This is a genomic window from Phocaeicola sartorii JCM 17136 = DSM 21941 (assembly GCF_054653615.1).
Genome location: NZ_BAAIFW010000005.1, coordinates 1,124,814 through 1,151,309 on the forward strand (window position 1 = coordinate 1,124,814; position 26,496 = coordinate 1,151,309).

25 protein-coding genes and 1 pseudogene are annotated in these 26,496 nt (G+C 45.1%); 11 read left to right on the plus strand and 15 right to left on the minus strand.

Annotated features, from left to right (window positions below):
• The first annotated feature begins 4 nt into the window (after positions 1 to 4).
• Both ACYQ0C_RS04705 and ACYQ0C_RS04710 read left to right on the plus strand, forming a co-directional pair.
• A complete protein-coding gene (locus tag ACYQ0C_RS04705) occupies positions 5 to 595 on the plus strand; it encodes an ExbD/TolR family protein (protein ID WP_007836224.1) in 591 nt (196 codons plus the stop codon).
• Positions 595 to 1,059, plus strand: a complete 465-nt coding sequence (locus ACYQ0C_RS04710; RefSeq protein WP_016277179.1) for an ExbD/TolR family protein — start codon at positions 595 to 597, stop codon at positions 1,057 to 1,059. Before ACYQ0C_RS04705 ends, ACYQ0C_RS04710 begins: the two co-directional genes overlap by 1 nt.
• A gap of 190 nt (positions 1,060 to 1,249) precedes the next feature.
• Here ACYQ0C_RS04710 and ACYQ0C_RS04715 read toward each other — a convergent pair whose 3' ends face one another.
• Together ACYQ0C_RS04715 and ACYQ0C_RS04720 are read right to left on the minus strand one after the other, a co-directional pair.
• Positions 1,250 to 1,786, minus strand: a complete 537-nt coding sequence (locus ACYQ0C_RS04715; RefSeq protein ID WP_016277180.1) for a GNAT family N-acetyltransferase — start codon at positions 1,784 to 1,786, stop codon at positions 1,250 to 1,252.
• Positions 1,787 to 1,820: 34 nt separating this feature from the next.
• Complete coding sequence (locus ACYQ0C_RS04720) at positions 1,821 to 3,107, minus strand: M64 family metallopeptidase (protein ID WP_032942005.1); 1,287 nt, start codon at positions 3,105 to 3,107, stop codon at positions 1,821 to 1,823.
• A gap of 127 nt (positions 3,108 to 3,234) precedes the next feature.
• Between ACYQ0C_RS04720 and ACYQ0C_RS04725 the strand changes: the two genes are divergently transcribed.
• On the plus strand, positions 3,235 to 3,711 hold the full coding sequence (locus ACYQ0C_RS04725; protein ID WP_007836220.1) for an Lrp/AsnC family transcriptional regulator: 477 nt from the start codon (positions 3,235 to 3,237) through the stop codon (positions 3,709 to 3,711).
• 3 nt (positions 3,712 to 3,714) lie between these two features.
• Here the strand turns inward: ACYQ0C_RS04725 and ACYQ0C_RS04730 are convergent, their stop codons facing one another.
• The 5 genes from ACYQ0C_RS04730 to ACYQ0C_RS04750 all read right to left on the minus strand — a co-directional run bounded on the left by ACYQ0C_RS04730 (position 3,715) and on the right by ACYQ0C_RS04750 (position 6,552).
• Complete coding sequence (locus ACYQ0C_RS04730) at positions 3,715 to 4,209, minus strand: dihydrofolate reductase (RefSeq protein WP_016277182.1); 495 nt, start codon at positions 4,207 to 4,209, stop codon at positions 3,715 to 3,717.
• 19 nt (positions 4,210 to 4,228) lie between these two features.
• Positions 4,229 to 5,023, minus strand: a complete 795-nt coding sequence (locus ACYQ0C_RS04735) for a thymidylate synthase (RefSeq protein ID WP_016277183.1) — start codon at positions 5,021 to 5,023, stop codon at positions 4,229 to 4,231.
• Positions 5,024 to 5,103: 80 nt separating this feature from the next.
• Complete coding sequence (locus ACYQ0C_RS04740; RefSeq protein WP_016277184.1) at positions 5,104 to 5,433, minus strand: DUF5056 domain-containing protein; 330 nt, start codon at positions 5,431 to 5,433, stop codon at positions 5,104 to 5,106.
• The gene (locus tag ACYQ0C_RS04745) at positions 5,420 to 5,965 is read right to left on the minus strand and encodes an RNA polymerase sigma factor (RefSeq protein WP_016277185.1); all 546 of its coding nucleotides are present in this window, start codon (positions 5,963 to 5,965) and stop codon (positions 5,420 to 5,422) included. The genes ACYQ0C_RS04740 and ACYQ0C_RS04745 overlap by 14 nt, the downstream gene beginning before the upstream one ends.
• Before the next feature lie 2 nt (positions 5,966 to 5,967).
• Positions 5,968 to 6,552 carry a DUF6249 domain-containing protein gene (locus ACYQ0C_RS04750; RefSeq protein WP_016277186.1) on the minus strand — a complete coding sequence of 195 codons (585 nt, stop codon included), beginning with the start codon at positions 6,550 to 6,552 and terminating at the stop codon, positions 5,968 to 5,970.
• Positions 6,553 to 6,683: 131 nt separating this feature from the next.
• Between ACYQ0C_RS04750 and ACYQ0C_RS04755 the strand changes: the two genes are divergently transcribed.
• Positions 6,684 to 8,111 (plus strand): methyltransferase RsmF C-terminal domain-like protein, encoded by a 1,428-nt coding sequence (locus ACYQ0C_RS04755; protein WP_016277187.1) that lies wholly within the window; start codon positions 6,684 to 6,686, stop codon positions 8,109 to 8,111.
• 136 nt (positions 8,112 to 8,247) lie between these two features.
• Here the strand turns inward: ACYQ0C_RS04755 and ACYQ0C_RS04760 are convergent, their stop codons facing one another.
• Positions 8,248 to 10,389 carry a DNA topoisomerase 3 gene (locus tag ACYQ0C_RS04760; RefSeq protein ID WP_032941992.1) on the minus strand — a complete coding sequence of 714 codons (2,142 nt, stop codon included), beginning with the start codon at positions 10,387 to 10,389 and terminating at the stop codon, positions 8,248 to 8,250.
• A gap of 207 nt (positions 10,390 to 10,596) precedes the next feature.
• Between ACYQ0C_RS04760 and ACYQ0C_RS04765 the strand changes: the two genes are divergently transcribed.
• Entirely contained in the window at positions 10,597 to 10,971 is a 375-nt protein-coding gene (locus ACYQ0C_RS04765; RefSeq protein WP_081642418.1) for a thioesterase family protein, read from the plus strand.
• A 90-nt stretch (positions 10,972 to 11,061) separates the two neighbouring features.
• Here the strand turns inward: ACYQ0C_RS04765 and ACYQ0C_RS04770 are convergent, their stop codons facing one another.
• Complete coding sequence (locus tag ACYQ0C_RS04770; RefSeq protein ID WP_016277190.1) at positions 11,062 to 12,954, minus strand: AAA domain-containing protein; 1,893 nt, start codon at positions 12,952 to 12,954, stop codon at positions 11,062 to 11,064.
• Positions 12,955 to 13,123: 169 nt separating this feature from the next.
• Here ACYQ0C_RS04770 and ACYQ0C_RS04775 point away from each other — a divergent pair, with 169 nt between their 5' ends.
• The 3 genes from ACYQ0C_RS04775 to ACYQ0C_RS04785 are packed head-to-tail and all read left to right on the plus strand — an operon-like array spanning position 13,124 to position 17,872.
• Positions 13,124 to 15,367 carry an aconitate hydratase gene (locus ACYQ0C_RS04775; protein ID WP_016277191.1) on the plus strand — a complete coding sequence of 748 codons (2,244 nt, stop codon included), beginning with the start codon at positions 13,124 to 13,126 and terminating at the stop codon, positions 15,365 to 15,367.
• Between the two features lie 3 nt (positions 15,368 to 15,370).
• Positions 15,371 to 16,516 carry an NADP-dependent isocitrate dehydrogenase gene (gene icd / locus ACYQ0C_RS04780; RefSeq protein ID WP_016277192.1) on the plus strand — a complete coding sequence of 382 codons (1,146 nt, stop codon included), beginning with the start codon at positions 15,371 to 15,373 and terminating at the stop codon, positions 16,514 to 16,516.
• A gap of 12 nt (positions 16,517 to 16,528) precedes the next feature.
• On the plus strand, positions 16,529 to 17,872 hold the full coding sequence (locus ACYQ0C_RS04785) for a citrate/2-methylcitrate synthase (RefSeq protein ID WP_016277193.1): 1,344 nt from the start codon (positions 16,529 to 16,531) through the stop codon (positions 17,870 to 17,872).
• A gap of 35 nt (positions 17,873 to 17,907) precedes the next feature.
• On the opposite strand, the pseudogene ACYQ0C_RS04790 reads toward ACYQ0C_RS04785, so the two are convergent.
• The 5 genes and pseudogenes from ACYQ0C_RS04790 to ACYQ0C_RS04810 form a co-directional block, all read right to left on the minus strand.
• Positions 17,908 to 18,108, minus strand: a pseudogene (locus ACYQ0C_RS04790) (histidine kinase); the annotation flags it as partial.
• Between the two features lie 82 nt (positions 18,109 to 18,190).
• Positions 18,191 to 19,366, minus strand: a complete 1,176-nt coding sequence (locus tag ACYQ0C_RS04795; protein WP_016277195.1) for a MalY/PatB family protein — start codon at positions 19,364 to 19,366, stop codon at positions 18,191 to 18,193.
• 9 nt (positions 19,367 to 19,375) lie between these two features.
• Positions 19,376 to 20,242: a DUF3737 family protein gene (locus ACYQ0C_RS04800; RefSeq protein ID WP_016277196.1), complete on the minus strand. Its 867-nt coding sequence runs from the start codon at positions 20,240 to 20,242 to the stop codon at positions 19,376 to 19,378.
• 98 nt (positions 20,243 to 20,340) lie between these two features.
• Positions 20,341 to 20,532 (minus strand): hypothetical protein, encoded by a 192-nt coding sequence (locus tag ACYQ0C_RS04805; RefSeq protein WP_016277197.1) that lies wholly within the window; start codon positions 20,530 to 20,532, stop codon positions 20,341 to 20,343.
• Between the two features lie 275 nt (positions 20,533 to 20,807).
• Complete coding sequence (locus tag ACYQ0C_RS04810) at positions 20,808 to 21,869, minus strand: alpha/beta hydrolase (RefSeq protein ID WP_016277198.1); 1,062 nt, start codon at positions 21,867 to 21,869, stop codon at positions 20,808 to 20,810.
• Between the two features lie 679 nt (positions 21,870 to 22,548).
• Here ACYQ0C_RS04810 and ACYQ0C_RS04815 point away from each other — a divergent pair.
• The 3 genes from ACYQ0C_RS04815 (at position 22,549) to ACYQ0C_RS04825 (ending at position 25,456) form a co-directional block, all read left to right on the plus strand.
• On the plus strand, positions 22,549 to 23,313 hold the full coding sequence (locus ACYQ0C_RS04815) for a DUF1295 domain-containing protein (protein ID WP_016277199.1): 765 nt from the start codon (positions 22,549 to 22,551) through the stop codon (positions 23,311 to 23,313).
• Positions 23,314 to 23,375: 62 nt separating this feature from the next.
• Positions 23,376 to 24,599: an NADH:flavin oxidoreductase gene (locus tag ACYQ0C_RS04820; RefSeq protein ID WP_025018057.1), complete on the plus strand. Its 1,224-nt coding sequence runs from the start codon at positions 23,376 to 23,378 to the stop codon at positions 24,597 to 24,599.
• Entirely contained in the window at positions 24,596 to 25,456 is an 861-nt protein-coding gene (locus tag ACYQ0C_RS04825; protein WP_016277201.1) for an SDR family NAD(P)-dependent oxidoreductase, read from the plus strand. The genes ACYQ0C_RS04820 and ACYQ0C_RS04825 overlap by 4 nt, the downstream gene beginning before the upstream one ends.
• 103 nt (positions 25,457 to 25,559) lie before the next feature.
• Here ACYQ0C_RS04825 and ACYQ0C_RS04830 read toward each other — a convergent pair whose 3' ends face one another.
• Entirely contained in the window at positions 25,560 to 26,486 is a 927-nt protein-coding gene (locus ACYQ0C_RS04830) for a DMT family transporter (RefSeq protein ID WP_025076741.1), read from the minus strand.
• Between the last annotated feature and the right edge of the window lie 10 nt (positions 26,487 to 26,496).

Genomic DNA, 26,496 nt, shown 5'->3' on the forward strand with positions numbered 1-26,496 from the left:
TAAAATGGCAAGAAAGAAAAGAGCCGTACCTGGAATTAACTCCAGCTCAACAGCTGATATTGCCTTTATGTTGCTTATTTTCTTCCTGATTACAACATCAATGGATACTGACCGTGGTTTGGCGAGACGTCTTCCGCCTCCTCCCGAAAACAAGGATCAGAAACAAGATGATATTATTGTAAAGGAACGTAATGTACTCCAGGTTCGTTTGAACAAAGATGACCAACTGATGTGTGGTCAGGACTACATTGACATTAAGCAATTAAAAGAAAAGGCAAAAGAATTTATAGTCAATCCGTATGATGACGAAAAATTGCCTGAAAAGCATAGAAAGAATATTCCTTTGCTGGGTGATTGTATGATTACGGAAAAGCACGTAATCTCTGTTCAGAATGACGTTGGTACTAGCTATAAAGCATATATTGACGTTCAGAATGAATTGGTTGCTGCTTATAATGAATTACGTGATGAGTTAGGTAAGGCTAAATTTGGCAAGACTTATGCTCAATGTGATGAAGATGAGCAAAAAGCAATCCGTGAATATTATCCGCAGAAGATTTCTGAGGCTGAACCTAAAAAGTATGGAGGTAAGTAATGGGAAAATTTAATAAAACAGGTAAACGTGGAATGCCTGAGTTGAATACCTCTTCATTGCCTGACCTTATCTTTACCATGTTGTTCTTCTTTATGATTGTAACAACCATGCGTGAGGTTACATTGAAGGTTCAATTTCAGGTTCCTCAAGGAACAGAGTTGGAGAAATTGGAAAAGAAGTCTTTGGTTTCCTTTATCTATATAGGTAAGCCGTTGCCGGAGTTCCAAAAGAAAATGGGTGCTGAAAGCCGTATTCAGTTGAACGATAAGTTTGCTGAAGTATCTGAAGTTCAGGACTACATTACTCAAGAGCGTTTGAACATGAAAGAAGAAGACCAGCCGTTTATGACCGTTTCTTTGAAAGTTGATAAGGACACAAAGATGGGTATCGTAACCGATGTGAAGCAGGCTCTTCGTCAAGCTTACGCTTTGAAAATTAACTACTCAGCTACTCAACGTCAGTAAACTAGTTAATATAGTATAGATAAAAAAGGAAGTTGTTTATGAACAGCTTCCTTTTTTTATTGTCTTTATTTTCTATTGGCTATAAGAACGGATTCAATCTGTTATCTATCTCCTAATAATAGTGCAAGAGACTTTGTGAGGATAATTCCTACATGGGGCAGTATTATTAAGAATGGAAGAATGAGTGTCATCAGATTTCTTGTCCGTAAACTTCTTTATAGAGGGTGTTCTTAACTCTTTCAAAATCACGATCCATATCTATGTCTCCATAAGTCATTAAGAGCATTGGCAATCCGCTATCTCCCTTACGGTAAGGAGGTTGCATATAGGGCTTTCTATGCAAAGTGAATTCCAAACGTTCATAGAAGTGAATACGGCGTGTGCTCATTTCATCATTGGGTTCCTCTACTTCCAATACAATTGGACTTTTTAGTTGCTTTTTTATCATTTCCAACACACGTTTTCCATAACCACCGTTTCTGAGCGTGGGATCAATGGCAAAATGTTCGATATAGTAGAAATCTTCCATAGCCCAATAACTGATCATACCAATGCTGTTACCGTCTTCTAGAATAATGTTGCTACGGAACAGGGGATTATTATCCGAATATTCTCTCTGTTGTACCGTATCACGGCGTTCTTCCTGAGGAAATGCCGTGTGCATTAATTTTTCCACAAAGTTGTAATTTGACTCATCTGATGTTTTTACTTGTTTAATTTCAATCATTTCATCTGTATTTGTTTCGTTTTAACTATAAAACTTATTTCGCGGTATAAAAGTTTATCAGTCTCTCTAATGCACGCTGGCATACCGGGCAGAACACAGGGGCTTCGTTTATCTTCATTCTGCATTCGGTAGTAGGGCGGTAAATTCCCTTTTGTGTATAGCCTGCTCCTTCATAGACTCCCACTTTGGTGTATAGATCGGTATCTTGGGTAGTTGTCGGAGTAGGTATGGCCGTTCCTTCCGGGATCATATCTTTCCATTTGCTGCCGAAATCAACCAATGTAGTGATATTCGGTTCCCAAGGCTCCACGTTATATGGATATTGCGGGCTAGGGGCTTCGGTATATGCATATTCATCTGCTAATCCTCCGAAACTATGGCCGAACTCATGAACTACAACAGGACGAAAGTCGGGATGGTGAGCTGTGGTCAGTGTATATGAGTTATAGATGCCACCTCCTCCATAAGTGTCTGTATTGGCTAGAATAATGATATGTTCGTAAGGAATTCCGGCCAACCAATTATGAATACTTTTAACCCGGCTGGTGGTGAGATACCGGTCGGAATAAAAGGTGTTGAAATGTGAACTAACAGCTGTAGATTTCCATTTTCCTTCTCCCGGTATGCTGACTCCGCTGTCTGCTGAAGGGCTTGCTACAGCAACAATATTAAATTTGTTCTTCAGTTTCTTGAAAGGTTCATGACTGAACAGGGCATCACATGCTGCTTGGGCATCTTTATAAAATAGCTCCATTTCTTTTTCTGTATATCCTTCAGCCATGATTGCTACATCGATACAATCCTCGGCATTTCCGTTTTGCAGAAGATAGCGGTGAGGAGTGATATGGTTCGTTCCCCGTTGATGGATCAGAATATCATCTGGATTTACTTCATGTGTGAGCGAGGCATTAACATTGTGATATACATCTTTCAGAGATACGGTCACTATTGCTTCTTTTTTGGGATAAGGCAGAAGAAAAGAGTTCTCGAATCCTTTTTTTACCCTGCTTGCTTCTTCTTCGCTTACCCATTCTTGGAAAAGACTTGAGAATGAAGTCCGGTAAATGGTTTCTCCGGTTGCTTTGTCTTTCATCGTGATTTCACCGTTGCCTGCCAGGGGAAGTTCTGCCAGATGATGTTTGCGTCCGGCCCATTTCGGAAGGCTTGACAGTTCGTCCAGATACACTTCCTGTTTAGTGGCATTTCCGGTAAAAATATAATCTGCCCGAAGTGTTTTGTCTTCGAAATACTCATTGAAATTTTGTGCGTTTACAGCTACGCTGAATAAACTGCATAAGATAAAAATAAATGTCTTTTTCATTGTTTTCTCATTTTCCACAAAGATAGAATATTCTATTAAATTATTGGGATTTATGCAATAAAAGTTATGAATCGCACAAATATTGTCGAGAAAAGTCATATCTTTGCAGAAAATTAAACTAAAAAGAATGGGACATCATCAATTAGACAGTTTGGATGAGCAGATTTTGAGGTTGATAGCCAGCAATGCTCGTATTCCGTTTTTGGAAGTAGCCCGTGCTTGCAATGTATCCGGTGCTGCCATTCATCAGCGTATTCAGAAACTAACCAATCTGGGGATTCTTAAGGGGTCTGAATACGTCATTGATCCAGAAAAAATCGGATATGAAACGTGTGCATATATTGGTCTTTATCTGAAAGATCCGGAGCAATTTGATTCAGTGACAGAGGCTTTAAAAGGTATTCCTGAAGTCGTGGAATGTCATTTCACTACAGGACAATATGATATGTTTATCAAGATTTATGCTAAGAACAATCATCATTTGCTTAGCATAATTCATGATAAGTTGCAGCCATTGGGGCTGGCTCGTTCAGAAACTATTATCTCTTTTAATGAGGCTATCAAGAGACAAATGCCTATCCTCGATTTAGCTGATGAAGACTAACAGTTACTTTATCCGGCTATAATTAATAAAATGATACGGGTAGAGATGTTTTTCATCTGTCGGGTGATCTTCTCTACCTGTTTCTTTCCATTCCTCTTCCTTAATTTCGGGAAAATAAGCATCAGCTTCCTTGGATGCGTCATCAATAAATGTGATATACAATTGTGTGGCTATGTGCATTGCTTCTTTATACAAGCTTGCACCGCCTATGATAAATATTTCCTCCTCTTCTTTGCAGTGAGATAGAGCGGTTTCCAATGAGGGGAAACATTCAGCTCCGGCAAAGGCGGCTCCTTCCCGGCGGCTTAATACGATATTCCGGCGATTGGGAAGTGCTCCTTTAGGAAGTGACTCAAAGGTTTTGCGCCCCATGATAATTGTATTTCCGGTGGTCAAGGCTTTAAAGCGTTTCAAGTCATTGGGAAGCCAATACAATAATTTATTTTCAAATCCAATGCCGCGGTTGCGTGCTATTGCTACTATAATTGAGATGTTCATAGTGATGAGTGATTAGTGACTAAACAGATACTTTACCTGCAATGTGTGGCCATGGGTCGTAATTCACCAATTCAAAATCTTCATATTTGAAACTGAATATATCCTTTATGTCCGGATTGATTTTCATTTGAGGCAAGGGACGAGGCTCACGGCTCAATTGAAGTTTTACTTGTTCCAGGTGATTGGTATAGATATGTGTGTCACCGAATGTATGAACGAAATCACCAGCTTGCAATCCAGTTACTTGTGCCACCATTTGCAGCAATAATGCGTAGGAGGCGATATTGAAAGGTACTCCCAGGAATGTATCTGCGCTACGTTGGTAAAGTTGCAGGCTTAAGCGTCCGTTGGCAACGTAGAATTGAAAAAAAGCATGGCAAGGAGGAAGATTCATCTTAGTTAAATCGGCTACATTCCATGCGCTGACAATGATACGTCGTGAATCCGGATTATGCTTGATGGTTTCTATTGCTTCGGAAATCTGGTCAATAAAACCCCCGTTATAATCCGGCCAAGAACGCCATTGGTAACCGTAGATGTGTCCCAGGTCACCGTTTGCATCGGCCCATTCATTCCAGATGCGTACTCCATTGTCTTGCAGGTATTTTATATTGGTGTCACCTTGCAGGAACCATAAAAGTTCATGGATGATGGATTTTAAATGTAGTTTTTTGGTTGTGACCAAAGGGAAGCCTTCTTCCAGATTGAAGCGCATTTGATGGCCGAATATACTGATGGTTCCTGTTCCGGTACGGTCTTCTTTGTGAACGCCTTCGGTCAAGATACGATTTAACAGATCTAAATATTGTTTCATGCTCGGAAATTCATTTTATAGATTGCAAAAGTACGCAAAATCTTTCTTTTCCGAGCATAAAAAACGAGTCTATTTTGGTTTTACCATTTGAAACTGCATACACGTTGTACGCCGATGATGGCAAGAACCACGGTGGCAATGACCCATGACTGGAAATTCGTATCACTGATCAGATAATAGGCTTGGGAAGTGATTATGTCACTGATAGCCTGGTACAGAACTTCAAAGCCATTGAAAATATAGAAGAATGTACAACAGACAATGGCGCAGGCTACACTGAGCATATCCGATAACCGCTTGGCTTGTTGGGGGAGGTTGCGGATAACCCGGCGTGAAAATCCATTGTCTTCAATTTCATGTTTGTTGGCAAGCATGAAATTCTTAATTAATTTATCATCATTTTCCATCATAACCGTTCTGTTTTAAGAAAGTTGTCAATTTCGTTTTTCCGCGTGATAAATGGGATTTGATTGTTCCCGCAGGCATTCCTGTGATCACTGCTATTTTTTCTATCGGAAGATCTTCCATAAAAAATAAGGTGATGCAGGTACGCTCCGCCTCTTTTAATTGGCTCAATCCCCGATATATGTCCATGTGCTCACCTACTTGCCTTTGTTCTGTTTGGTAAGCAGCATCTATTTCCCAAGTTTCCAGTCCGGACGTTTCTTTTTTGCTGCGAATATAGTCATAAAATATATTATAAGCAATCCGGTAAAGCCATGTGGAAAAGCTGGACAGGTTTTTAAATGAAGCCAAGTTGGTATATGCTTTTATAAAAGTTTCCTGTGCCAGGTCATCGCTGAGCTCTGCATCTCCCAATGTCTGGTGTAGGAAAAAACGCCTGATGGGCGATTGGTACTTTTTGACCAAAGTATCAAACGCCCGGGTGTTTTTGAAAACCACCACTTGTGCTACCAACGCTATGTCGTTGATTTGGCTCATCTTTATTCTTCGTTGTGGGGAGTATCTGTCTTTTTACTCTTATGTGGAGTGGTAGTATAAGCTATCAATACTTGTCCCAGCCCCATACAGAAAATAAGGAATCCGATAGCTGCCAATCCTTCTTCATAGGTCAATATCCAAAGGAAGACTCCCAGACCAATACCTAAGAATATATTTTTGATTCCCTTTGCCATTACAGCATTTTCCTGTTCTTCGGGATCGTTGAACAGTTCGGCCGGAATGGTCCGTCCTGCTGCCAAGGCCTCTGCAGCCAGTTTGTATTTGGCTTGTTTGTTCTTGTATCTGAACCAAAGTACAATAGCTACAATAAAGAAAGGCAGTCCGCAACAGATGATGAGTGCGATAATTGCTATTGAAGTAGGAGGGCCGCTGCTCCAATCATCGAAAGCTGGATTGGTGTTATGTATGGTGGCGTCTTGATCTTCATCCACATCTTGTAATTCGCTTACAACGACTGTATCCATCCGGGTGCTGTCAAGGGCGGAAGGCACTAGTTTGATTGTCTGGGCATGGATTGCGAAGCAAGTCCCCATGAGCAAGGCTAAAATAAAAAGTAACTGTTTCATGTTTTTATATCTTTATTATTGTTTTCTGCTAGTTAGACGGAACGAATTGGGAAATAGGTTGCAAATAGACAGAAAAAATTCATATAATCCCGAAATATCATCGTATTTTTGTCCTATAAAAAGGAAAAAACATGAAATTACCATCAGAATTTGAAGCAAGAACCCTGGAATGGATGGGGGAAGAAACCTATCGTGCGTTGGAAGCTGCTTTACAGGCCGAGCCTCCTGTCAGCATCCGTGTCAATCGTACCAAGCGGAATGAGAAAGTTACGGGGGAACCGGTGCCTTGGGCGGATGCAGGAGTCTATTTATCACAACGGCCGACTTTTACATTCGATCCGTTGTTTCATGCTGGTTGCTATTATGTGCAGGAAGCATCTTCCATGTTTGTGGAACAGGTCTTGCGCACATATATTACCGGACCTGTGGTGATGCTCGATCTCTGTGCCGCTCCCGGTGGTAAGTCTACTCATGTGCGTTCACTTCTTCCTGCCGGTAGTTTGTTGCTGGCTAATGAGGTGATGCGTAACCGTTCCCAGGTGTTGGCTGAAAATCTGATAAAGTGGGGGGATGCGGAAGTTGTGGTGACGAATAATGATCCGGCGGATTTCACTTCTTTGACAGAGCTGTTTGATGTTGTTTTGGCGGACGTGCCTTGTTCCGGTGAGGGGATGTTCCGTAAAGATCCTGTTGCCGTAGAAGAATGGAGTGCGGACAATGTACAGATTTGTTGGCAACGTCAGCGTCGGATTTTAGCGGATATATGGCCGGCTTTGAAACCCGGTGGTCTGCTGATTTATAGCACGTGTACTTATAATAAGGAGGAAGATGAGGAAAATGTGGCTTGGATTGCCGGTGAACTGGGTGCGGAGGTACTGAAGGTGCCGGTGTCATCGGAATGGGGGATCATCGGGAATTTGGCGGGACAGGATTTCCCTGTTTATCGTTTCCTGCCTCATAGTGTAAAAGGGGAGGGATTTTTCTTGGCCGTACTGAGAAAGAATGCCGCCACGTCTTATGCTGTTCCTTGCATCCGCTGCCGGGAGGACAAGGAGAAAATGACGAAAAGGAAGAGGAAAGGAGAAAAAGGAAATTCGTCTCAGGTTGCTTCTTTTCCCCATGAAGTGAAAAGTTGGTTAAAGCAGGCGGAGGATTTCCGGTTTGAGGTGAGAGGTACGAAGGTGATAGCATTTCCCGGTGCCTATCTTTCGGAATATGACTTGTTCCGGCAGGAATTGAAAGTGGTCCATGCGGGTGTTACTATAGGTGAGTTGAAGGGAAAAGATGTGATACCGGATCATTCATTGGCGATGAGCACGCTGCTGAATCGTGATGGTTTCCCTTGTTTTGAACTGACCTATGAGCAAGCCATTGCTTATTTGCGTAAAGAGGCGATCACACTGGATGCTTCTGTTCCGCGTGGCTATATACTTTTAACTTATAAAGATATTCCCCTGGGATTTGCCAAGAACATTGGCAATCGGGCCAATAACCTCTATCCGCAGGAGTGGCGTATCCGAAGCGGTTATTTGCCCGAAGAACTTTCTTTTGTATGGTAAAAGGAGCTATAATTTTGTCCGGGAAGATTGTGCGTGTTACTTTTCATAGACTGGCACAATGCTTCCCAGGGAATATGCGGGCTTGCTTGAATACAGTACAATTCTTGTAGGCTTTGTACAAGGGAACGTGTGATGATCAGAACGGTTTCCTGTAGGTACACCCGTTCTTCCATTCCGAGCAGCCATACGCGGCCTTGCCTTTTATAATTGTTCCTTTGCCACATAGCGGGCAAGGTTTTCCCGTCGGTTCGTCATCGGACGGGATAGTGGGAACGGGTGTGGCTGAAGAAGTTTTTTTCCGTGGGGTACCGTTCTTCTTTTTCGGCTGTTTGGGTGTAGAGTTTGTTGCAGCTTTCGTCACTGTTTCCTCTATTGTGGTGACGCGGCGGTTTGTATTATCACTTAAAACGCTGTGTACTATTTCACTTACCATCTGCTTCAATTCATTTAGAAAAGTAGTCGCATTATAACTTTTCTTCTCTATTTCACGTAGTTTCTTTTCCCATATACCTGTTAGCTCGGCTGATTTCAACAGTTCCTCGCGGATTAGTCCCACCAGCTCTATTCCGGTAGGGGTTGCGATCAGATTCTTTCGTTCTTTACGGATATAATGGCGCTTGAACAGGGTTTCAATGATGGCTGCGCGTGTAGACGGACGTCCTATTCCGTTTTCTTTCAACGCATCGCGTAACTCGTCATTATCTACCAGCTTGCCTGCAGTTTCCATGGCGCGCAGCAGGGTTGCTTCTGTATATGGCCGCGGGGGTTGTGTCCATTTCTCGTCCAGTTTGGGCAGATGCGGTCCGCTTTCTCCTTTCACAAAAGCGGGCAAGGAGTGTTCTTCGTCACTTTCACGAGCTTCTGCATCAGGATCGGTCATACCTTCTGGCAGATTGGTTTGTGGTTTGGCAAAGATAACGCGCCATCCGGCATCCAGAATCTGTTTTCCTGTGGCTTTGAATTCTATCTTGTCCGCTTCGCCTATTACGGTCGTGGTGGCAAACTTACAGTCGGGATAGAATACGGCAATAAAGCGCCGTGCTACCAGATCGAACACTCGTTTCTCCATATCTGTCAGATTTACGGGGGGCTGTCCCGTAGGAATGATGGCATGGTGATCCGTAACTTTCGAATTGTCAAATACTTTTTTGGACTTGATAAGCTTTTGTCCTGCCAATGGAGCGGTAAATGCAGTGTATGGAGTTAGCCCTGCCAATATATTAGGGCATTTGGGATAGATGTCATCGCTTAGGAAAGTGGTATCTACACGGGGGTAGGTAGTCACCTTCTTTTCATACAGTGACTGGATAAGCTTCAAAGTTTCATCGGCCGAATAAGCGAATTTTTTGTTGCATTCCACCTGTAGGGAAGTCAGGTCAAAAAGACGGGGAGGAGCTTCTGTCCCTTGTTTTTTTGCCACTTCGGTCACGGTAAAAGGAACATCCTTGATGCGCTCCATGAGTGCCTGTCCGGTAGCAAGGTCGAGAATGGGAGGGATTCCCCTGTTTTCTTCGGTCTTTTTGGCTTTCTTGGGGTTCTCTTTGGCGTCACTTTCTTCCTGAGCCAGTTCCTCGTCGCTTTTGCGGATGATGGCGGAGAAGGTAGTTTCCCGATATAAGGTAGCCAGTACCCAATATTGTTGCGGGGTGAAGTTCTCTATCTCTTGCTGGCGCTTCACTATCAGTGCCAAAGTAGGGGTCTGCACTCGTCCGATAGATAGTATCTGTCTGTTTTGTCCGTATTTTAAGGTATAGAGCCGGGTAGCGTTCATGCCCAATACCCAATCGCCGATGGCACGGCTTAAGCCGGCCTCGTATAAAGGTTGGAACTCTTTCTGGTCTTTTAGCTTGTTGAATCCTTCGCGTATGGCTTCTTCAGTCAGGGAGGAAATCCACAGGCGTTTTACCGGACAGTGTGCTCCTGCTTTCTGCATGACCCACCGTTGAATAAGTTCTCCTTCCTGGCCGGCATCACCGCAGTTTATAATTTCATCGGCATTTTGCATCAGTCCTTCTATGATGTGGAATTGTTTTTCAATGCCCGGGTTGCTGATCAGCTTTATGCCGAAACGGGGAGGGATCATGGGAAGGCTGGACAGGCTCCATGCTTTCCATGAAGGAGTGTATTCGTGAGGCTCCTTCAAGGTACAGAGATGTCCGAATGTCCAGGTAACCTGATATCCGTTCCCTTCTATATATCCGTCTTTTTTTGTTTTTGCTCCCAGTACATCCGCTATGTCACGGGCTACGGAAGGTTTTTCGGCAATACAAACTATCATATTTATTTTGTTTCTGTTCAAATAGGATTGCAAAGGTAATAAAAACACTTGGAAGAGATTTTGTTTTATCTTTATTAGTTCTTCTTTTATAAGAAATTAAAAATAGCTATCGAGTGCTTCGAAGTCATTTCACATAAGAATGCGAAAAAATAGATTTGTATAATATGGGATATTCAGCTACATTTGTATTCAGAATAAAAAGATAGAATGATGGAAACAGGACTGACTTATACTTCGACTGCAGTCGTATCGAAAGAAAATGCAGCTGCCACAATGGGCAGCGGAGATTTGAACGTGTTTGCTACTCCCGCTATGGTAGCGTTGATGGAAAATGCAGCCATGAATGCGGTGGCGGGCGGGTTGCCCGAAGGTTCCACTACGGTAGGAGCTATGATGAACACCACCCATATCAAGCCTTCGGCTGTGGGAGACACGGTTTCGGCCACTGCCGTATTAAAAGAGGTGGAAGGCAGAAAACTTACTTTTGAAGTGCGGGCGCAAGATAGCAAGGGCGTGATCGGGGAAGGTACGCATGTACGTTATATTGTGGATAAAGAGAAATTTATGAGCAAATTGTCTTGATGGATATTTGTTTGTGTCAAAACTGACCCAGACTGTCATACGATGATGACAGATTACGGTATGACGGCCTGGGTCAGTTCTGATTTTTTCTTATTCCTGCAACGACTGGATATACTCATATAATTTCTTATAAAACGGATGTCTTGTCAGCGTGGAAGCATCTCCCAATATAATAAGTTTCATGCGTGCGCGTGTGATGGCGACATTCATTCTTCGCAAATCATTCAGAAAACCTATTTGTCCGTCTTCATTGGCGCGTACCAGACTGATTAAGACCACATCCCGTTCCTGCCCTTGGAAACCATCTACCGTATTGACGGTGATAAGGTGCCGGTAAGGCTTGAAAAAAGCGTTTTGTCTTATCAGCTGGCGGAGATATTGTACCTGCGCTTTATAAGGAGAAATCAGCCCCACGTCAATCCGCTCTTCCAAAAAACGTTCTTTTCCTATTTTATGAATGTAATGAGTCAGTTGGGAAATGGATAGTGCCGCTTCGGTTTTGTTGATGCGGCCGAAACTTTCACCCACAAATTCCTCATTACAGTCCATCCCTTCCGTATTCACCCATTCTATAGGGGTGTCGTAATCCAGGATTCCCCGGTATTTTACTTCGGGGGCAGATTTCAATTCCCCCTGATAGAACCATTCCGAAGAGAAACGCATGATCTCATCATTCATTCTGTATTGAACCTTCAGCAGAGAAACCGTTTCGGGTTTGTTCTGCACGATTTCCTGCATCAAGGTCTGGTCCAGTCCGCCTCGTGCCGCCTCCACACATTTTATGGTAGGGGGGAGCTGGCAATGATCTCCTGCCAGAATAACCCGGTCTGCCTTGCGGATAGCGATCCAGCAGGCGGGTTCCAATGCTTGTGCGGCCTCATCTATAAATAAAGTACCGAATTTACGTCCTGTCAGAACCCGGTTGGCAGAGCTTACCAATGTGCAGGCTATGACGCGCGCTTCGCCGAACAGCGATTCGTTGATGCGGATCTCCAGTTCGGTGGCACGGTCTTTCAATGAATTAATTTTCAGACGTATGTTTTCCCGTTCCGCACCTTTGCGCGAACGGCGGTAGAGTTCGCGTATGGCTTTTCGGATACTCCAAAGTTGAGGATAATCCGGATGGCTTTCAAAACGGCGTTCATAGGTAAAAGAAAGCATTTTGTCATTGACACGGGTGGGGTTGCCGATTCGTAATACGGGAACTCCGCGATCGACCAGCTTTTCACTAATCCAGTCTACAGCCATATTGCTTTGAGCGCATACCATCACTTGGTTCTCGCGGTGCAGCGTTTCATAAATGGCTTCTACCAGCGTGGTGGTCTTTCCCGTTCCGGGAGGGCCATGGACAATGGCTACATCTTTGGCGTGCATCACCTTGTTCACCGCTTCTTCTTGCGTACTGTTCAGCCACGGGAAACGGGCGGGACTAAAACTGAATGTTTGTGCTTTTAATGTACCGTGGAAAATTTCCCGTAGCTCTGCCAGACGGTTGTCTTTCGCTTTGATAACCTGGCTTAAAGCCTCAAACATCAACCGGTAACTGGTCTCGTCAAAATAAAGTTGCACACCCAACCGGCACTCGGTGGACTGTATGCTGAGCAAAGCGTCTGCCGATGGCAGGACAATGACCATTCGGTCCTCATCCACATAGTTCACGGTGGCTGTGAAGTTGAAATAATGAATGCTTCCCGAGGTATCCTGAGTGAAAAAGCAGACGGGACGTCCGAATTCGAATACATGTTCTATTTCTTTGTCTTCCTGCCTCTCTATCTCTATAACCAGTTGGTTTAAAGAGTTGTAATAGCTTCTGCCTGTACAGACCGGATACCAGCACATGCCGCGTTTTACCTTGCGGTCGATGCCCATCGCTTCGGTCTGTTGCCTGAAAGTTTCTTTTTCGTAATTATATTCCATGTGAAGCAACAACTCTTTGCGTTGTAATTTGTTAATAATAGTAGAGAGGGATTTGTGCTGGTTCATATTTGTTCTTTTTTATAAGAATTGCAAAGATAATAATTATCTCTCTAAAAGTGCTTTGTGTTTTATATTGTTAAATGTATTATAGACTACACAAGGATTCTATTGATTTCTTTATCTCACCAAAGATAAAATGGATTAAAAAACATAGTAACTATAAATTGTGGTAGGTATGGTATATGACTTGGATATGTTAAAGGCCTTTTATGCTTCTTATGAAAAGAAGATCAGGCAGGTAAGAGCAGTGTTGCAGCGTCCGTTGACGTTGGCGGAAAAGATTCTGTACATACATTTGTACGATGATGCACGGTTGAAAAACTACAGACGCGGTGAGGATTACGTGAATTTCCGTCCCGACCGTGTGGCTATGCAGGATGCGACGGCGCAGATGGCGCTGCTGCAATTTATCAATGCCGGAAAGACGGCTGCGGCTGTTCCCTCTACCGTGCATTGTGACCACTTGATCCAAGCATATAAAGGTGCCGGACCGGATATTGCGACGGCGACAGAAACCAACCGCGAGGTATATGACTTCCTACGGGAGGTGTCTTCACGCTTTGGCATCGGATTCTGGAAGCCGGGTGCGGGTATCATTCATCAGGTGGTGCTGGAGAATTATGCTTTCCCCGGAGGGATGATGGTGGGGACTGATTCGCATACTCCGAATGCCGGAGGTTTGGGCATGGTGGCAATCGGAGTCGGTGGTGCCGATGCGGTGGATGTCATGACCGGCATGGAATGGGAATTGAAAATGCCGAAACTGATCGGCGTACATTTGAAAGGTGCGTTGAACGGATGGTCCTCTCCGAAAGATGTTATCTTGAAACTGGCTGGAATTCTGACTGTGAAAGGAGGGACAAATGCCATTATCGAATATTTTGGAGAAGGTACGGCTTCGCTTTCGGCTACCGGCAAAGCGACTATTTGTAATATGGGTGCAGAGGTGGGGGCTACGACTTCTCTTTTCCCGTATGATGAGCGGATGAAGGTGTATCTGGAGGCGACCGGACGCAAGGAAGTGGCTGCCATGGCCGATGCGTTGTCTGCTGATTTGCAGCCTGATGCGGAAGTTGTGGCTGATCCCTCAGCTTATTATGACCGGGTGATTGAAATTGATTTGTCCGAACTTGAGCCTTATATTAATGGACCGTTCACACCGGATGCCGCCACTCCTCTTTCGGAATTTGCCGAAAAAGTGCTGGTCAACGGTTATCCGCGTAAAATGGAAGTGGGGCTGATCGGTTCATGCACCAATTCCTCTTATCAGGATTTAAGCCGTGCGGCTTCCATCGCCCGGCAGGTAGCCGAGAAGCATTTAAGAGTGGCGGCTCCTTTGATTGTCAATCCGGGTTCGGAACAGATTCGTGCTACAGCCGAGCGTGACGGCATGATGGATGCTTTTCTGAGAATAGGAGCTATCATAATGGCCAATGCTTGCGGCCCATGTATCGGCCAATGGAAGCGGCACACAGATGACCCGGCCCGTAAGAACTCGATTGTGACCTCTTTCAATCGTAATTTCGCCAAACGTGCGGACGGCAATCCGAATACACATGCCTTTGTGGCTTCTCCCGAAGTGGTGCTGGCCCTGACCATTGCAGGTGATTTGTGCTTCAACCCGTTGAAGGATGCTTTGATCAATCAGAATGGTGAGAAGGTGAAACTGAGAGTTCCCGCAGGGGATGAATTGCCGTTGGCCGGTTTTACTCAGGGAAATCCAGGCTATCTGGCTCCGGAAGGCGCGCAGGTAGAAATCAAAGTGAATCCCGAATCACAACGTTTGCAATTGCTGGCTCCGTTTGCGGCTTGGGATGGAAAAGATTTTGCAGATATGCCTTTACTGATTAAGGCGCAAGGCAAATGTACCACAGACCATATTTCAATGGCAGGCCCGTGGCTGCGTTTCCGTGGCCATCTGGAAAATATCTCGGACAATATGCTGATGGGAGCGGTGAATGCATTCAACGGTGAGACGAACAAGGTGTGGAACCGCTTGACAAATACGTATGAGAGTGTGTCGGGTACGGCCAAGCAATACAAGGCCAAAGGGATCAGTTCCATTGTGGTTGCAGAGGAAAATTATGGTGAAGGTTCCAGCCGTGAACATGCCGCTATGGAGCCTCGTTTCTTGAATGTAAAGGTTATTCTGGCGAAGAGTTTCGCCCGTATTCATGAGACGAATTTGAAAAAGCAGGGAATGCTGGCGGTGACTTTTATAGATAAAGCGGACTACGACAAGATTCAGGAACATGATTTGATTACCGTCAGCGGATTGGCGGACTTTGCTCCCGACAAGAATCTGACTGTAACCTTGTATCACGAGGATGGGAGCAAGGATTGTTTTGAAGTGCAACATACCTATAACGAACAGCAGATAGGTTGGTTCCGTGCCGGCTCTGCTCTAAATGCAAGATAAAAGATGAAAAAGACAGTACCTTATATTATAGGCGACGGAGTGGGAGTGGAAATCACTCCCGCTATGCAAGCCATAGTCAATGCAGCCGTGAAAAAGGCGTATGGCGATGAACATGAAATAGAATGGATGGAAGTATTGGCAGGGGAGCGTGCTTTTAATGAAACAGGCTCCTGGTTGCCGGATGAGACCATGAAAGCGTTTCAAGAATATGGCGTAGGGATTAAGGGCCCGTTGACTACTCCCGTAGGAGGTGGCATCCGCTCTTTGAATGTGGCTTTGCGTCAGACGTTGGATTTGTATGTGTGTTTGCGTCCTGTACGCTGGTTCAGCGGAGTGGTATCTCCGGTGAAGGAGCCGCAGAAAGTGGATATGCATATTTTCCGTGAAAATACGGAGGATATTTATGCAGGTATAGAATGGGAAGCAGGTACGCCGGAAGCTGAGAAGTTCTATCGTTTTTTGCACGATGAAATGGGAGTGACGAAAGTGCGATTCCCTGAAAGTTCTTCTTTTGGTGTAAAACCGGTGTCCAGAGAAGGAACGGAACGTTTGGTACGTGCGGCGTGCAACTATGCTTTAGAGCATGGCTTGCCGTCAGTGACGTTGGTGCATAAAGGAAATATCATGAAATTTACTGAAGGCGGCTTCAAAAAATGGGGGTATGAACTGGCGGAGCGTGAGTTCGGTGATGCCGTTGCATCGGGCAGACTGGTGATAAAAGACTGCATAGCCGATGCGTTTTTGCAGAACACCTTGTTGATTCCCGAAGAATATTCAGTGGTGGCTACCTTGAATTTGAACGGAGATTACATTTCAGATCAGTTGGCTGCTATGGTAGGCGGTATCGGGATTGCTCCCGGAGCGAACATCAATTACAATACCGGTCATGCCATTTTTGAGGCGACTCATGGCACGGCTCCCAATATTGCCGGAAAAGACGTGGTGAATCCTTGCTCATTAATTCTCTCGGCTGTCATGATGCTGGAACATTTTGGCTGGAATAAGGCGGCAGAGCTGATAGTGAATGCTTTGGAATCCAGTTTTGGCGAGGGACGGGCTACTCATGACCTTGCCCGTTTTATGCCCGGAGGTGTTTCACTTGGAACATCAGCGTTTACAAAAGAAATCATAGAAAGAATAAACCCCTAAAAACTCACGGATATGAAGAAAGAATATATCATTTACAAACTCTCCGAGGAAATGAAGAATGCCACCCGGATTGAGAACGAACTGTTCAAGAAGTATGATGTAAAGCGCGGATTGCGTAACGAAGACGGTACTGGTGTCTTGGTAGGGTTGACCAAGATAGGTAACGTAGTAGGGTATGAACGTATTCCCGGCGGAGGATTGAAACCGATTCCCGGCAAACTTTTCTATCGTGGGTATGATTTGGAAGATTTGGCACATAGCATCATTAAAGAGAAACGTTTTGGTTTTGAGGAGGTGGCCTATCTGCTATTGTCCGGTCATTTGCCTGACAAGGAAGAGCTGGCGTCTTTCTGTGAACTGATTAATGACAATACACCGTTGGAGCAGAAGACCAAGATGAATATCATTGAGCTGGAGGGAAATAACATTATGAACATTCTGGCCCGTAGTGTGCTCGAGATGTACCGTTTTGACCCGCAGGCGGATGATACTTCGCGCGATAATCTGATGCGCCAGAGTATTGACTTGATTTCCAAGTTCCCGACCATTATTGCATACGCTTATAACATGTTGCGTCATGCCACCTACGGACGTTCATTGCATATCCGTCATCCGCGTGAAAAACTGTCAGTTGCGGAAAATTTCCTGTATATGTTGAAAAAGGATTATACGGATCTCGATGCGCGTACGCTTGATTTGCTGTTGGTGCTTCAGGCTGAACATGGAGGTGGTAATAACTCGACTTTTACCGTCCGTGTTGTTTCTTCCAGCCGTACGGATACTTACTCGGCCATTGCTGCCGGTATCGGTTCGTTGAAAGGTCCGCTTCACGGAGGGGCGAATATCCAGGTGGCGGATATGTTCCATCATTTGCAGGAAAACATCAAGGATTGGACCAATGTGGACGAAATTGATACTTACTTTACCCGTATGTTGAATAAGGAGGCGTATGATAAGTCCGGTCTGATTTATGGTATCGGCCATGCGGTCTATACTATTTCCGATCCTCGTGCCATCTTGTTGAAAGAACTGGCTCGTGACTTGGCAAAAGAAAAAGGTAAGGAAGAAGAGTTTGCTTTCCTGGAATTGTTGGAGGAACGTGCCATTGCTATGTTCGGAAAGATTAAGAATAACGGCAAGACGGTGTCCAGCAATATTGATTTTTATTCAGGATTTGTTTATGAAATGATTGGTTTGCCTCAGGAAATCTTTACTCCGTTGTTTGCAATGGCCCGTATCGTGGGCTGGTGCGCACATCGCAATGAAGAATTGAACTTTGAAGGAAAGCGTATTATTCGTCCGGCCTACAAGAATGTATTGGAAGAGTTGGAATATGTGCCGTTGAAACAGAGATAACGGTTTAGAGACATCCTCTTTATCCAACAGTGCGGCCCGGTTATTGTCGTCAGCGGTGTACGCAATTCATGGAGAATGGCATGCACCGCTTTCTTGCGGGAAGCAATCAGTGACTCGTTTTGTACCACAGAATGTTTCAGTTACCCTATCAAATCTGTCGTTTCTTTCTTATACCGTTTGATACAGTTCGCATTTCGGTGCATGATGATATAGGAAATGGCCAAAAGCAGAAGAGCAATCAGCAAATAACCAGAAACAATTATTTTTCGGATAAATATCATTTCTTTTGATGTTTATTGCATTCTCGTTATGAATATCTTATGCATCTATTGAAGTCTTTTTTACAAAATGCACAAAACGCTTCAGCCCTTCTGTCAGTGTATTACGAGGGCAGGCGATATTCCAACGCATGAATCCTTCGCCCTCCGCGCCATACATAGTTCCTGCATTAAGCCACAATCGGGCTTCGGTGACCAATCGCCGTTCGAGTTCCTCCGAAGATATACCGAGTTTGCGGCAATCCATCCAGACAAGATAAGTTCCTTCCAATATTGTGACAGGAAACTCCGGCAGATGCTCACGACAGAAATCCCGCATATAGAGATAATTGGCGTGTAGATACTCGATAAGTTGGTCCAACCACTCTTTCCCTTCGTTATAAGCCGCTTGGGTAGCGATTACTCCAAACGGATTGACATCGCATACTTCGTTGTCGTTGATGGCACGGTCGATTCTCGCACGGCGGTCGGCATTGGCGCAGACGATGTTTGCAATTTGCAATCCGGCGATATTGAACGCCTTGCTGGGGGATATGCAGGTGACGGAATGTCGCAAAAAATCTTCTGAGATAGAGGCAAATGGCGTGTAACAATATCCTGGAAAAACCAGTTCACAGTGAATTTCGTCCGAAACGACTGTAACGCCGTGGCGGATACAGATTTCTCCGATATGTACCAGTTCCTCACGTTTCCAGACTCTTCCGGCAGGATTGTGAGGATTGCACAGCAGCATCACCTTTATTTTCGGATCAGCGGCTTTGCGCTCCAAGTCTTCGTAATCAATCGTGTAAGTATGGTCTGCAAAGACCAACGGAGAAGAGACCATTTCGCACCCGTTGTTGCGGATGGACGAAAAGAAACAGTTATAGACGGGTGTCTGCACCAGCACCTTGTCGCCCGGAACGGTCAAAGCTTTGATGATTGCCGATACCGCCGGCACCACACCTGATGTGTAAATAATCCATTCACGGTCCATCTTCCAACCGTGACGATGTACGAACCAGTCTATAACAGTCTCGTAATAACTGTCGGGCACACGGGTATAACCGAAAATGCCGTGTTCTACCCGTCGGTGCAAAGCATCGACGATAACAGGGGCTGTACGGAAATCCATATCAGCCACCCACATCGGCAATACATTCTCGTTTTCGGCACTGTCCCATTTGTAGGAATCGGTTCCCCGGCGCGAAATTTGTTCATCGAAGTCGTATTTCATACCTTCATCTTAATCGGTGAAACAAGTACGATCGTCCCGGAGACGGATTTCACAATCGGCAGGAGCCTTGATGTTCTCGTCTATGGTGATGGAGCCGTATTCATCGGCTACGATGCGTCCCGACATTGGATTCTTGATATTCGTGATGGCTCCGCGAATATCGGCCTGCAACGTGCTGTACTCGAATGCACGGTCACAGTCTGGTCCGAAGGTGCAGTTTTCCAGTATGAGGTCGTGAGCGTAGCAGAGCGGCTGTTCACCGGTGATATGGCAATTGACCAGACGCAGGTTCTTCGAATGCCAGCCGAGGTACTCGCCGTTGAGTTCGGAATCGTAGATAGTCACATTCTCAACTTCCCAGAACGCATCCTTCGTCGTGATTTTGGCACGATGGATTTCTACGTTCTTCACGTACTGGAACACATATTTGCTGTCGCTCTCCAATCCGTCCACATAAATGTCGTTACTGAACATGAAAGGATAGGTACCGCCCTGCAGTTTGAGATTCTTGATGCGGATGCCGTTGCAACGCCAGAACACTTCATCGGCATCGTTCATCGTTACGTTCTCAATGTCTATTTCGTCCATCTCACGGAACATTTTCGGTGCGTCGATAATCGTGTCGGTCATTTTCAGGTGGTCGGAGTACCACAAGGCCGAGCGACCTCCGACATCGAAATAACAACGGTCGATTTTGAAACCGTGTACATGCCAGAAGGGGTAGTTACCCTCGAAACGGCAATTTACAGCTTCTATATTGCTACACTCTTTGATGGCCGATTCACCAGCGCGGATAATCACATTTTCCAGACGGAGATCATGGGACTCGAACAGGGGACGCTCGCCCCCAAATTCAGTATCTTTAATCAGTTTCATTTAGAATATTATTTTAGTTATCAGTCTTATTGATTTCAAAAGTCACGTTCACATTGCCTCTTCCAAGAGCCGAAGCCAGCCCTGACGGATTTTATATGTTATAATTCCAATCCCATTTTATAGGCTTTCTCAAGGTGCTCAGGTGCGATTTGACGGGCTGTATTTTCACATTCCGTACAACCGCCTGCCAGATAAGTCCCGGCCTCTTTCCCACCCAACACACCGCTGATAATATGAAAATAACTCAAAGCCTGGTCGAAAGTATGCTCGTTATTATCTCCAGCGGTCATAAGCAGCACGGTTTCTTTCTCAGATGAGGAGGTTCTTCCATTTTGCAGTCTTTCAGAAAACGGAAAATAGTCGCCCCCCCCCAAGCAATACGCCGCCAGCAGTCAGCAAACTGTTTCTTAAAAATGTTCTTCTTTCCATATTTTATAATCCTTGTTTCAAACAGTTATTCTTCTGATTTTCACATTGCAAAATTACGTTGAAACTACAAATCACTCAAAAGCATCTGCCACCATCATTGGAGTGGCAGGTGCTATCACTGTTATTCAGGTTTTCTTTATTTCAGGTATTTCTTGAAGAACTCTTCCAGCTTGTCGAACGGAATAACATCCGTCCGGTCATACAAATCCGTATGCACGGCACCAGGAATAATCATCAGTTCCTTGTTGTCGCCTTTCAGTTTCTTGAAAGTATCTTCGCTAAAATAGCGGGAGTGGGCTTTCTCACCATGAATGAGCAACACGGCACTACGGATTTCATCGGCATACGCAAGAATAGGTGCGTTGAGAAATGCGAGATTGGAGGTCTTGTTCCAACCTAAACCAGAGTTGATGGAACGAGGATGATAGCCTCGTTCGGTCTTGTAATAGTCGTAATAATCCTTCATGAACTGCGGCGCGTCGTCGGCAGGCTTCGGGTTCATCACGGTGCGGGGATAAGTACCTGTACGGTAGTCTTCCGTACGTTGGGCGTTGAGTTCCTGGCGCATCTTATAGCGTGCATCAGCATTGTCATTGGCATCGAAATAACCATTTGCTGAACAACGGCTGATGTCGTACATCGTGGAAGCTACCGTAGCCTTGATACGTGTGTCGTTGGCAGCCGCGTTGATGGCAAATCCGCCCCAGCCACAAATACCTACTATGCCGATACGTTCAGCATCCACGTCCGGACGTGTTGCAAGGTAATCCACCGCAGCCGAGAAGTCTTCAGTATTGATGTCCGGCGAAGCTATGTAGCGGGGCTGGCCACCGCTTTCACCTGTGAACGATGGGTCGAAAGCAATCGTCAGGAATCCCCGTTCAGCAAGAGTCTGGGCATACAGTCCCGATGACTGTTCCTTTACAGCCCCGAACGGACCACTGACAGCGATGGCAGGCAATTTTCCTCCGGCGGTCGTTTTCGGTACATACAAGTCAGCGGCGAGCGTGATGCCGTAACGGTTAACGAAGGTCACTTTGCTGTGGCTTACCTTGTCGCTCTTCGGGAACGTCTTGTCCCATTCCTGTGTTAATTTCAGTTTTTCCATATTTCTACTACTTTGAGTGTTCTGCGCCGGGCTTTCCATCAGACCGAAAAGGCAGAGGAAAGTGGCCGTTAAAATAGTTATACGTTTCATAATCGCTGTGAATTTAATGTTTATCGTTTCTTGTTTTCTTTTCACTGTACAAAATTACAGCGGATTACAGAGAACGCCGGTAGATGGATTACAGATAATATAACCCCAATTACATGATTTTCGGAAAGAACGGCAATTCATTACACGCGAAAATAGAAACAAAACCGTACTCGGAGAATTGGACACCCTGCTTAATGGGAAGGCTGATGCCATCTATGGCCCAAACAACGCTTACGGCTTTACATTGCGTCCTATCCGCGACCATCAGCATAGCACCAGTACAACACGGTAAAGCATAACTTCGTTTGTCTTTATACAGGATGCGGAATCATAGGCTTAAGCCCCTTTCTGCGGTGGTGGGATAATCCGTAACCGGACGGTAGGATAAACAGGCTTTCTTTCAAAACCATTTTATCCCGAACTCACGTCTATAATGACTACATGGATACGATAGAAAAGATGCTCCGTCGTCTTCGCTATGATTGGTTTTTTCAATCGTTGGTACATTGCTGTATAATTTCCTGTTTGAACTCCGACAATGTAGATACATCTCAGCCGGATTGGTTTATAAGGTAAACCTTTCTTTTTCTCGCAAAAAATCTCTTAATTGTTGCTTACATCTGATTTTTCCCTTAAATTTGTTAGTGACTTACTAAATTTAATCTAGGGAGGAACGAGTATGGGACAACAAACTTTTGAATTCTTGCTATTGGCAATGTCCGCGCTTGCGGTGATTGTATTTGTAGCTCTTTATTATGTACGTGCCGGTTATGGTATGTTCCACACCCCGAAATGGGGACTTTCAGTGAACAATAAATTAGGTTGGGTGCTGATGGAGGCGCCTGTGTTTTTTGTAATGCTTTATCTGTGGTGGAACAGCAACGTACGTATGGATGCTGCTCCTTTCCTCTTTTTTCTCCTTTTTGAATTACACTATTTCCAGCGTTCTTTCATCTTCCCTTTCCTGATGAAAGGAAAGAGCCGGATGCCTCTTGCCATTATGCTGATGGGAGTGGTCTTTAATGTCCTGAACGGACTGATACAGGGAGAATGGTTGTTCTATCTGGCTCCGGAAGGACTCTATACGGATGCTTGGCTCAGTACTCCTTCGTTTTGGATGGGGACAATTTTATTCTTTATCGGGATGGGCATTAATCTGCATTCCGACAGTGTGATCCGTCATTTGCGTAAACCGGGTGACACCCGCCATTATTTGCCACAGAAGGGAATGTACCGGTATGTCACTTCGGGCAACTATTTTGGCGAGCTGGTGGAATGGACGGGATTTGCCGTACTCACCTGTTCGCCGGCTGCGTGGGTGTTTGTGCTGTGGACGTTTGCTAATCTGGCACCACGTGCCAATTCTATCCGTAACCGTTATCGGGAAGAGTTTGGTAAAGACGCGGTGGGGAAAAAGAAAAGAATGATTCCTTTTATTTATTGAAATTAGATAGTATACCGTTTCTGTTTTAGGAAATGATGAAAGCAAAACATAAAATATGAATGATGAACTCTAAATTATTTACTCCAGCTTCTATCGGGCCGCTGACTTTGCGTAACCGTACGATTCGTTCGGCCGCTTTTGAGAGTATGTGTCCGGGCAATGCGCCCTCCCGGCAATTGAAGGATTATCACTGTTCGGTGGCAGCAGGTGGAGTGGGAATGACTACTATTGCTTATGCAGCTGTTACACAGAGCGGTCTTTCTTTCGACAGGCAATTATGGATGCGCCCTGAAATAGTGCCGGGCTTGAGGGATATAACCGATGCGATTCATAAAGAAGGGGCTGCTGCAAGCATTCAGCTGGGACATTGTGGAAATATGTCGCACAAAAGTATTTGTGGAGTGATGCCCGTAGGGGCTTCTTCCGGTTTTAATCTTTATTCGCCTACTTTCGTGCGTGGTTTGCGTAAGGAGGAACTGCCGCAGATGGCAAAGGCATACGGTCAGTCGGTCAATCTGGCGCGTGAGGCCGGATTTGACGCGGTGGAGGTGCATGCAGGTCATGGCTATCTTATCAGCCAGTTTCTTTCACCTTACACCAATCATCGTAAGGATGAGTTCGGCGGCTCGTTGGAGAACCGCATGCGCTTTATGGATATGGTGATGGAGGAAGTGATGCGTGCCGCAGGTAATGATATGGCTGTCCTGGTAAAAACCAACATGCGTGACGGTTTTAAAGGAGGCATGGAAATAGATGAAGCTGTGCAGGTAGCGAAGCGCTTGGTGCAGGATGGGGCCCATGCGCTGGTGCTGAGCGGAGGCTTTGTAAGCAAAGCGCCTATGTATGTCATGCGGGGGGCGATGCCTATAAAAAGTATGACACATTATATGAATTGCTGGTGGCTGAAATATGGGGTGCGTATGGTAGGTAAGTGGATGATTCCGACCGTACCCTTTAAAGAGGCCTATTTTTTGGAAGATGCGTTGAGATTCAGAACAGAAATAAAGGAAATTCCGTTAGTATATGTGGGGGGGCTGGTATCTCGTGAGAAGATAGATGAGGTATTGGATGATGGTTTTGAATTTGTACAGATGGGAAGGGCACTGCTGAATGAACCGGGTTTTGTCAATCGGTTGCGGAATGAGGAGAAGGCTCGTTGCAACTGTGGGCATAGCAATTACTGCATTGCCAGAATGTACACGATTGACATGGCATGCCACAAACATTTGGAAGAGAAATTACCCCCTTGTTTGGAACGTGAAATAGAAAAATTAGAGAAACAATGAGCAAATTAGCCATAATAACCGGTGCCGATGGAGGAATGGGAACAGAGATAACCCGTGCGGTAGCACAGGCCGGTTATCATGTAATCATGTTGTGTTACACTCTTTTCAAAGGGGAAGAACGTAAGAACCAGTTGATTCTGGAAACAGGCAATAAAGAGATAGAAGTCAGGCAGATTGACCTTTCTTCCATGGCCTCTGTGACTAATGTCGCGGATGATTTGTTGGGACGCGGAAAGCATATAGATTTGCTGATGAACAATGCGGGAACAATGAGTACCAGCGGTTTGATTACAACGGAGGATGGCCTGGAATATACGGTAGCCGTGAACTATGTGGCTCCTTTTTTGCTGACTCTGAAATTATTGCCTCTGATGGGGAAGGGAACCCGGATTGTGAACATGGTTTCTTGTACGTATGCTATAGGGAGGATTACTCCTGAATTTTTTACCCGTGGGAAGAGAGGAGGTTTCTGGCGTATCCCTGTTTACAGCAATACCAAATTGGCTTTGTGGCTTTTTACCCGTGAACTTTCCGAGAGGCTGAAAGCAGAGGGGATCACCGTCAATGCTGCCGACCCCGGTATTGTATCGACCAATATCATCCGTATGGATATGTGGTTTGACCCGTTGACCGACATACTGTTCCGTCCTTGTATCCGTACTCCTAAGCAAGGGGCCGCTACAGCTGTCAGTTTGCTTTTGGATGAGCGGTGGAAAGGGATTACAGGGCGAATGTTCGCTTCTTGCAAACCTAGAAAAGTAAAGGATAAGTTCATGAATCATCCACAGGCAAAACAGCTTTGGGCGGATACGAAGGCGTATCTGGAGAAGTTGAAGCTGGAGGAGCCTATTGGCTGAGTATTCCTAAATACAGAAAAGCCGTATCATCACTCAAAAGTGGATACGGCTTTTTTTATGGTCGATGAAGAGTGTCAGGTTGCGGATAGCAGTGTAGTTGAGGTCATTCTTTTCTAGCAGCCTGTTCTGCCAGCATCTGCTCACGGCTTTTACTTTGAGTCACAATATACACTCCCGTGAATACCAGTGCCACAGCTATTCCTTTGGCAATGCCGAAGGTTCCCATTCCTAACAAGATAGAGACACTGGTTCCTACAATGGGCTGCACATAGTTGTACATGCTGATGACTGTGGGGCGCAATGTTTTCTGTCCGATCATCATCAGGATATAGGCAAAGAACGTCCCGCCTAAAATGACATAAGCTACACAGGCCCATGTGGAAGCGGAGATTTCCTGAAAATGTATGGCCGAGACCTCATGATAGGAAAACGGAATAAAGCAGATGGCCGCATAGGTGAACATCCATTTCATCAAGGTGAATATGTTGTATCTGCTGATCAGTCCTTTGAAAATAGCCAGGTAGAACGAAAAACTGATTTGTGCGGCCAGACAAAGCAAATCGCCCGGAATGCTTCCGCTTTTTCCATCCGTTGACCCCTGACTGCTCAGTATCAATGTCAAAGCTCCGATAGATCCCAGAAAAATACCAATCACTTTTTTCCCGGTAACCGGTTCTTTCAGATAAATGGCGGCGACAATCATGGTGGCGATAGGAGCCGTGGTTGTTACGATGGAAGCGTCGATGGGAGAGGTCAGTGACAATCCGAATGTGAAGCATCCCTGATTCAGGACAATACCCAATAATCCTGCAAAGAACAACATCATCAAGTCGTGCGGCTTTACTTGTTCTTTAGGAGCGAAAATAGACGCTATCCAGAAACAGATAGCACCTCCTGTCATTCGGAATGTAGCGAGCGAGAGACCTGAAATACCGTTTTCTAACGCCGTTTTACCAATTGGGGACATCAATCCCCACATTATGGCAGCGCCTAGCAGTGCCAAATGTCCTTTGTACTTTTGAATAGCCATTCTTTTTACC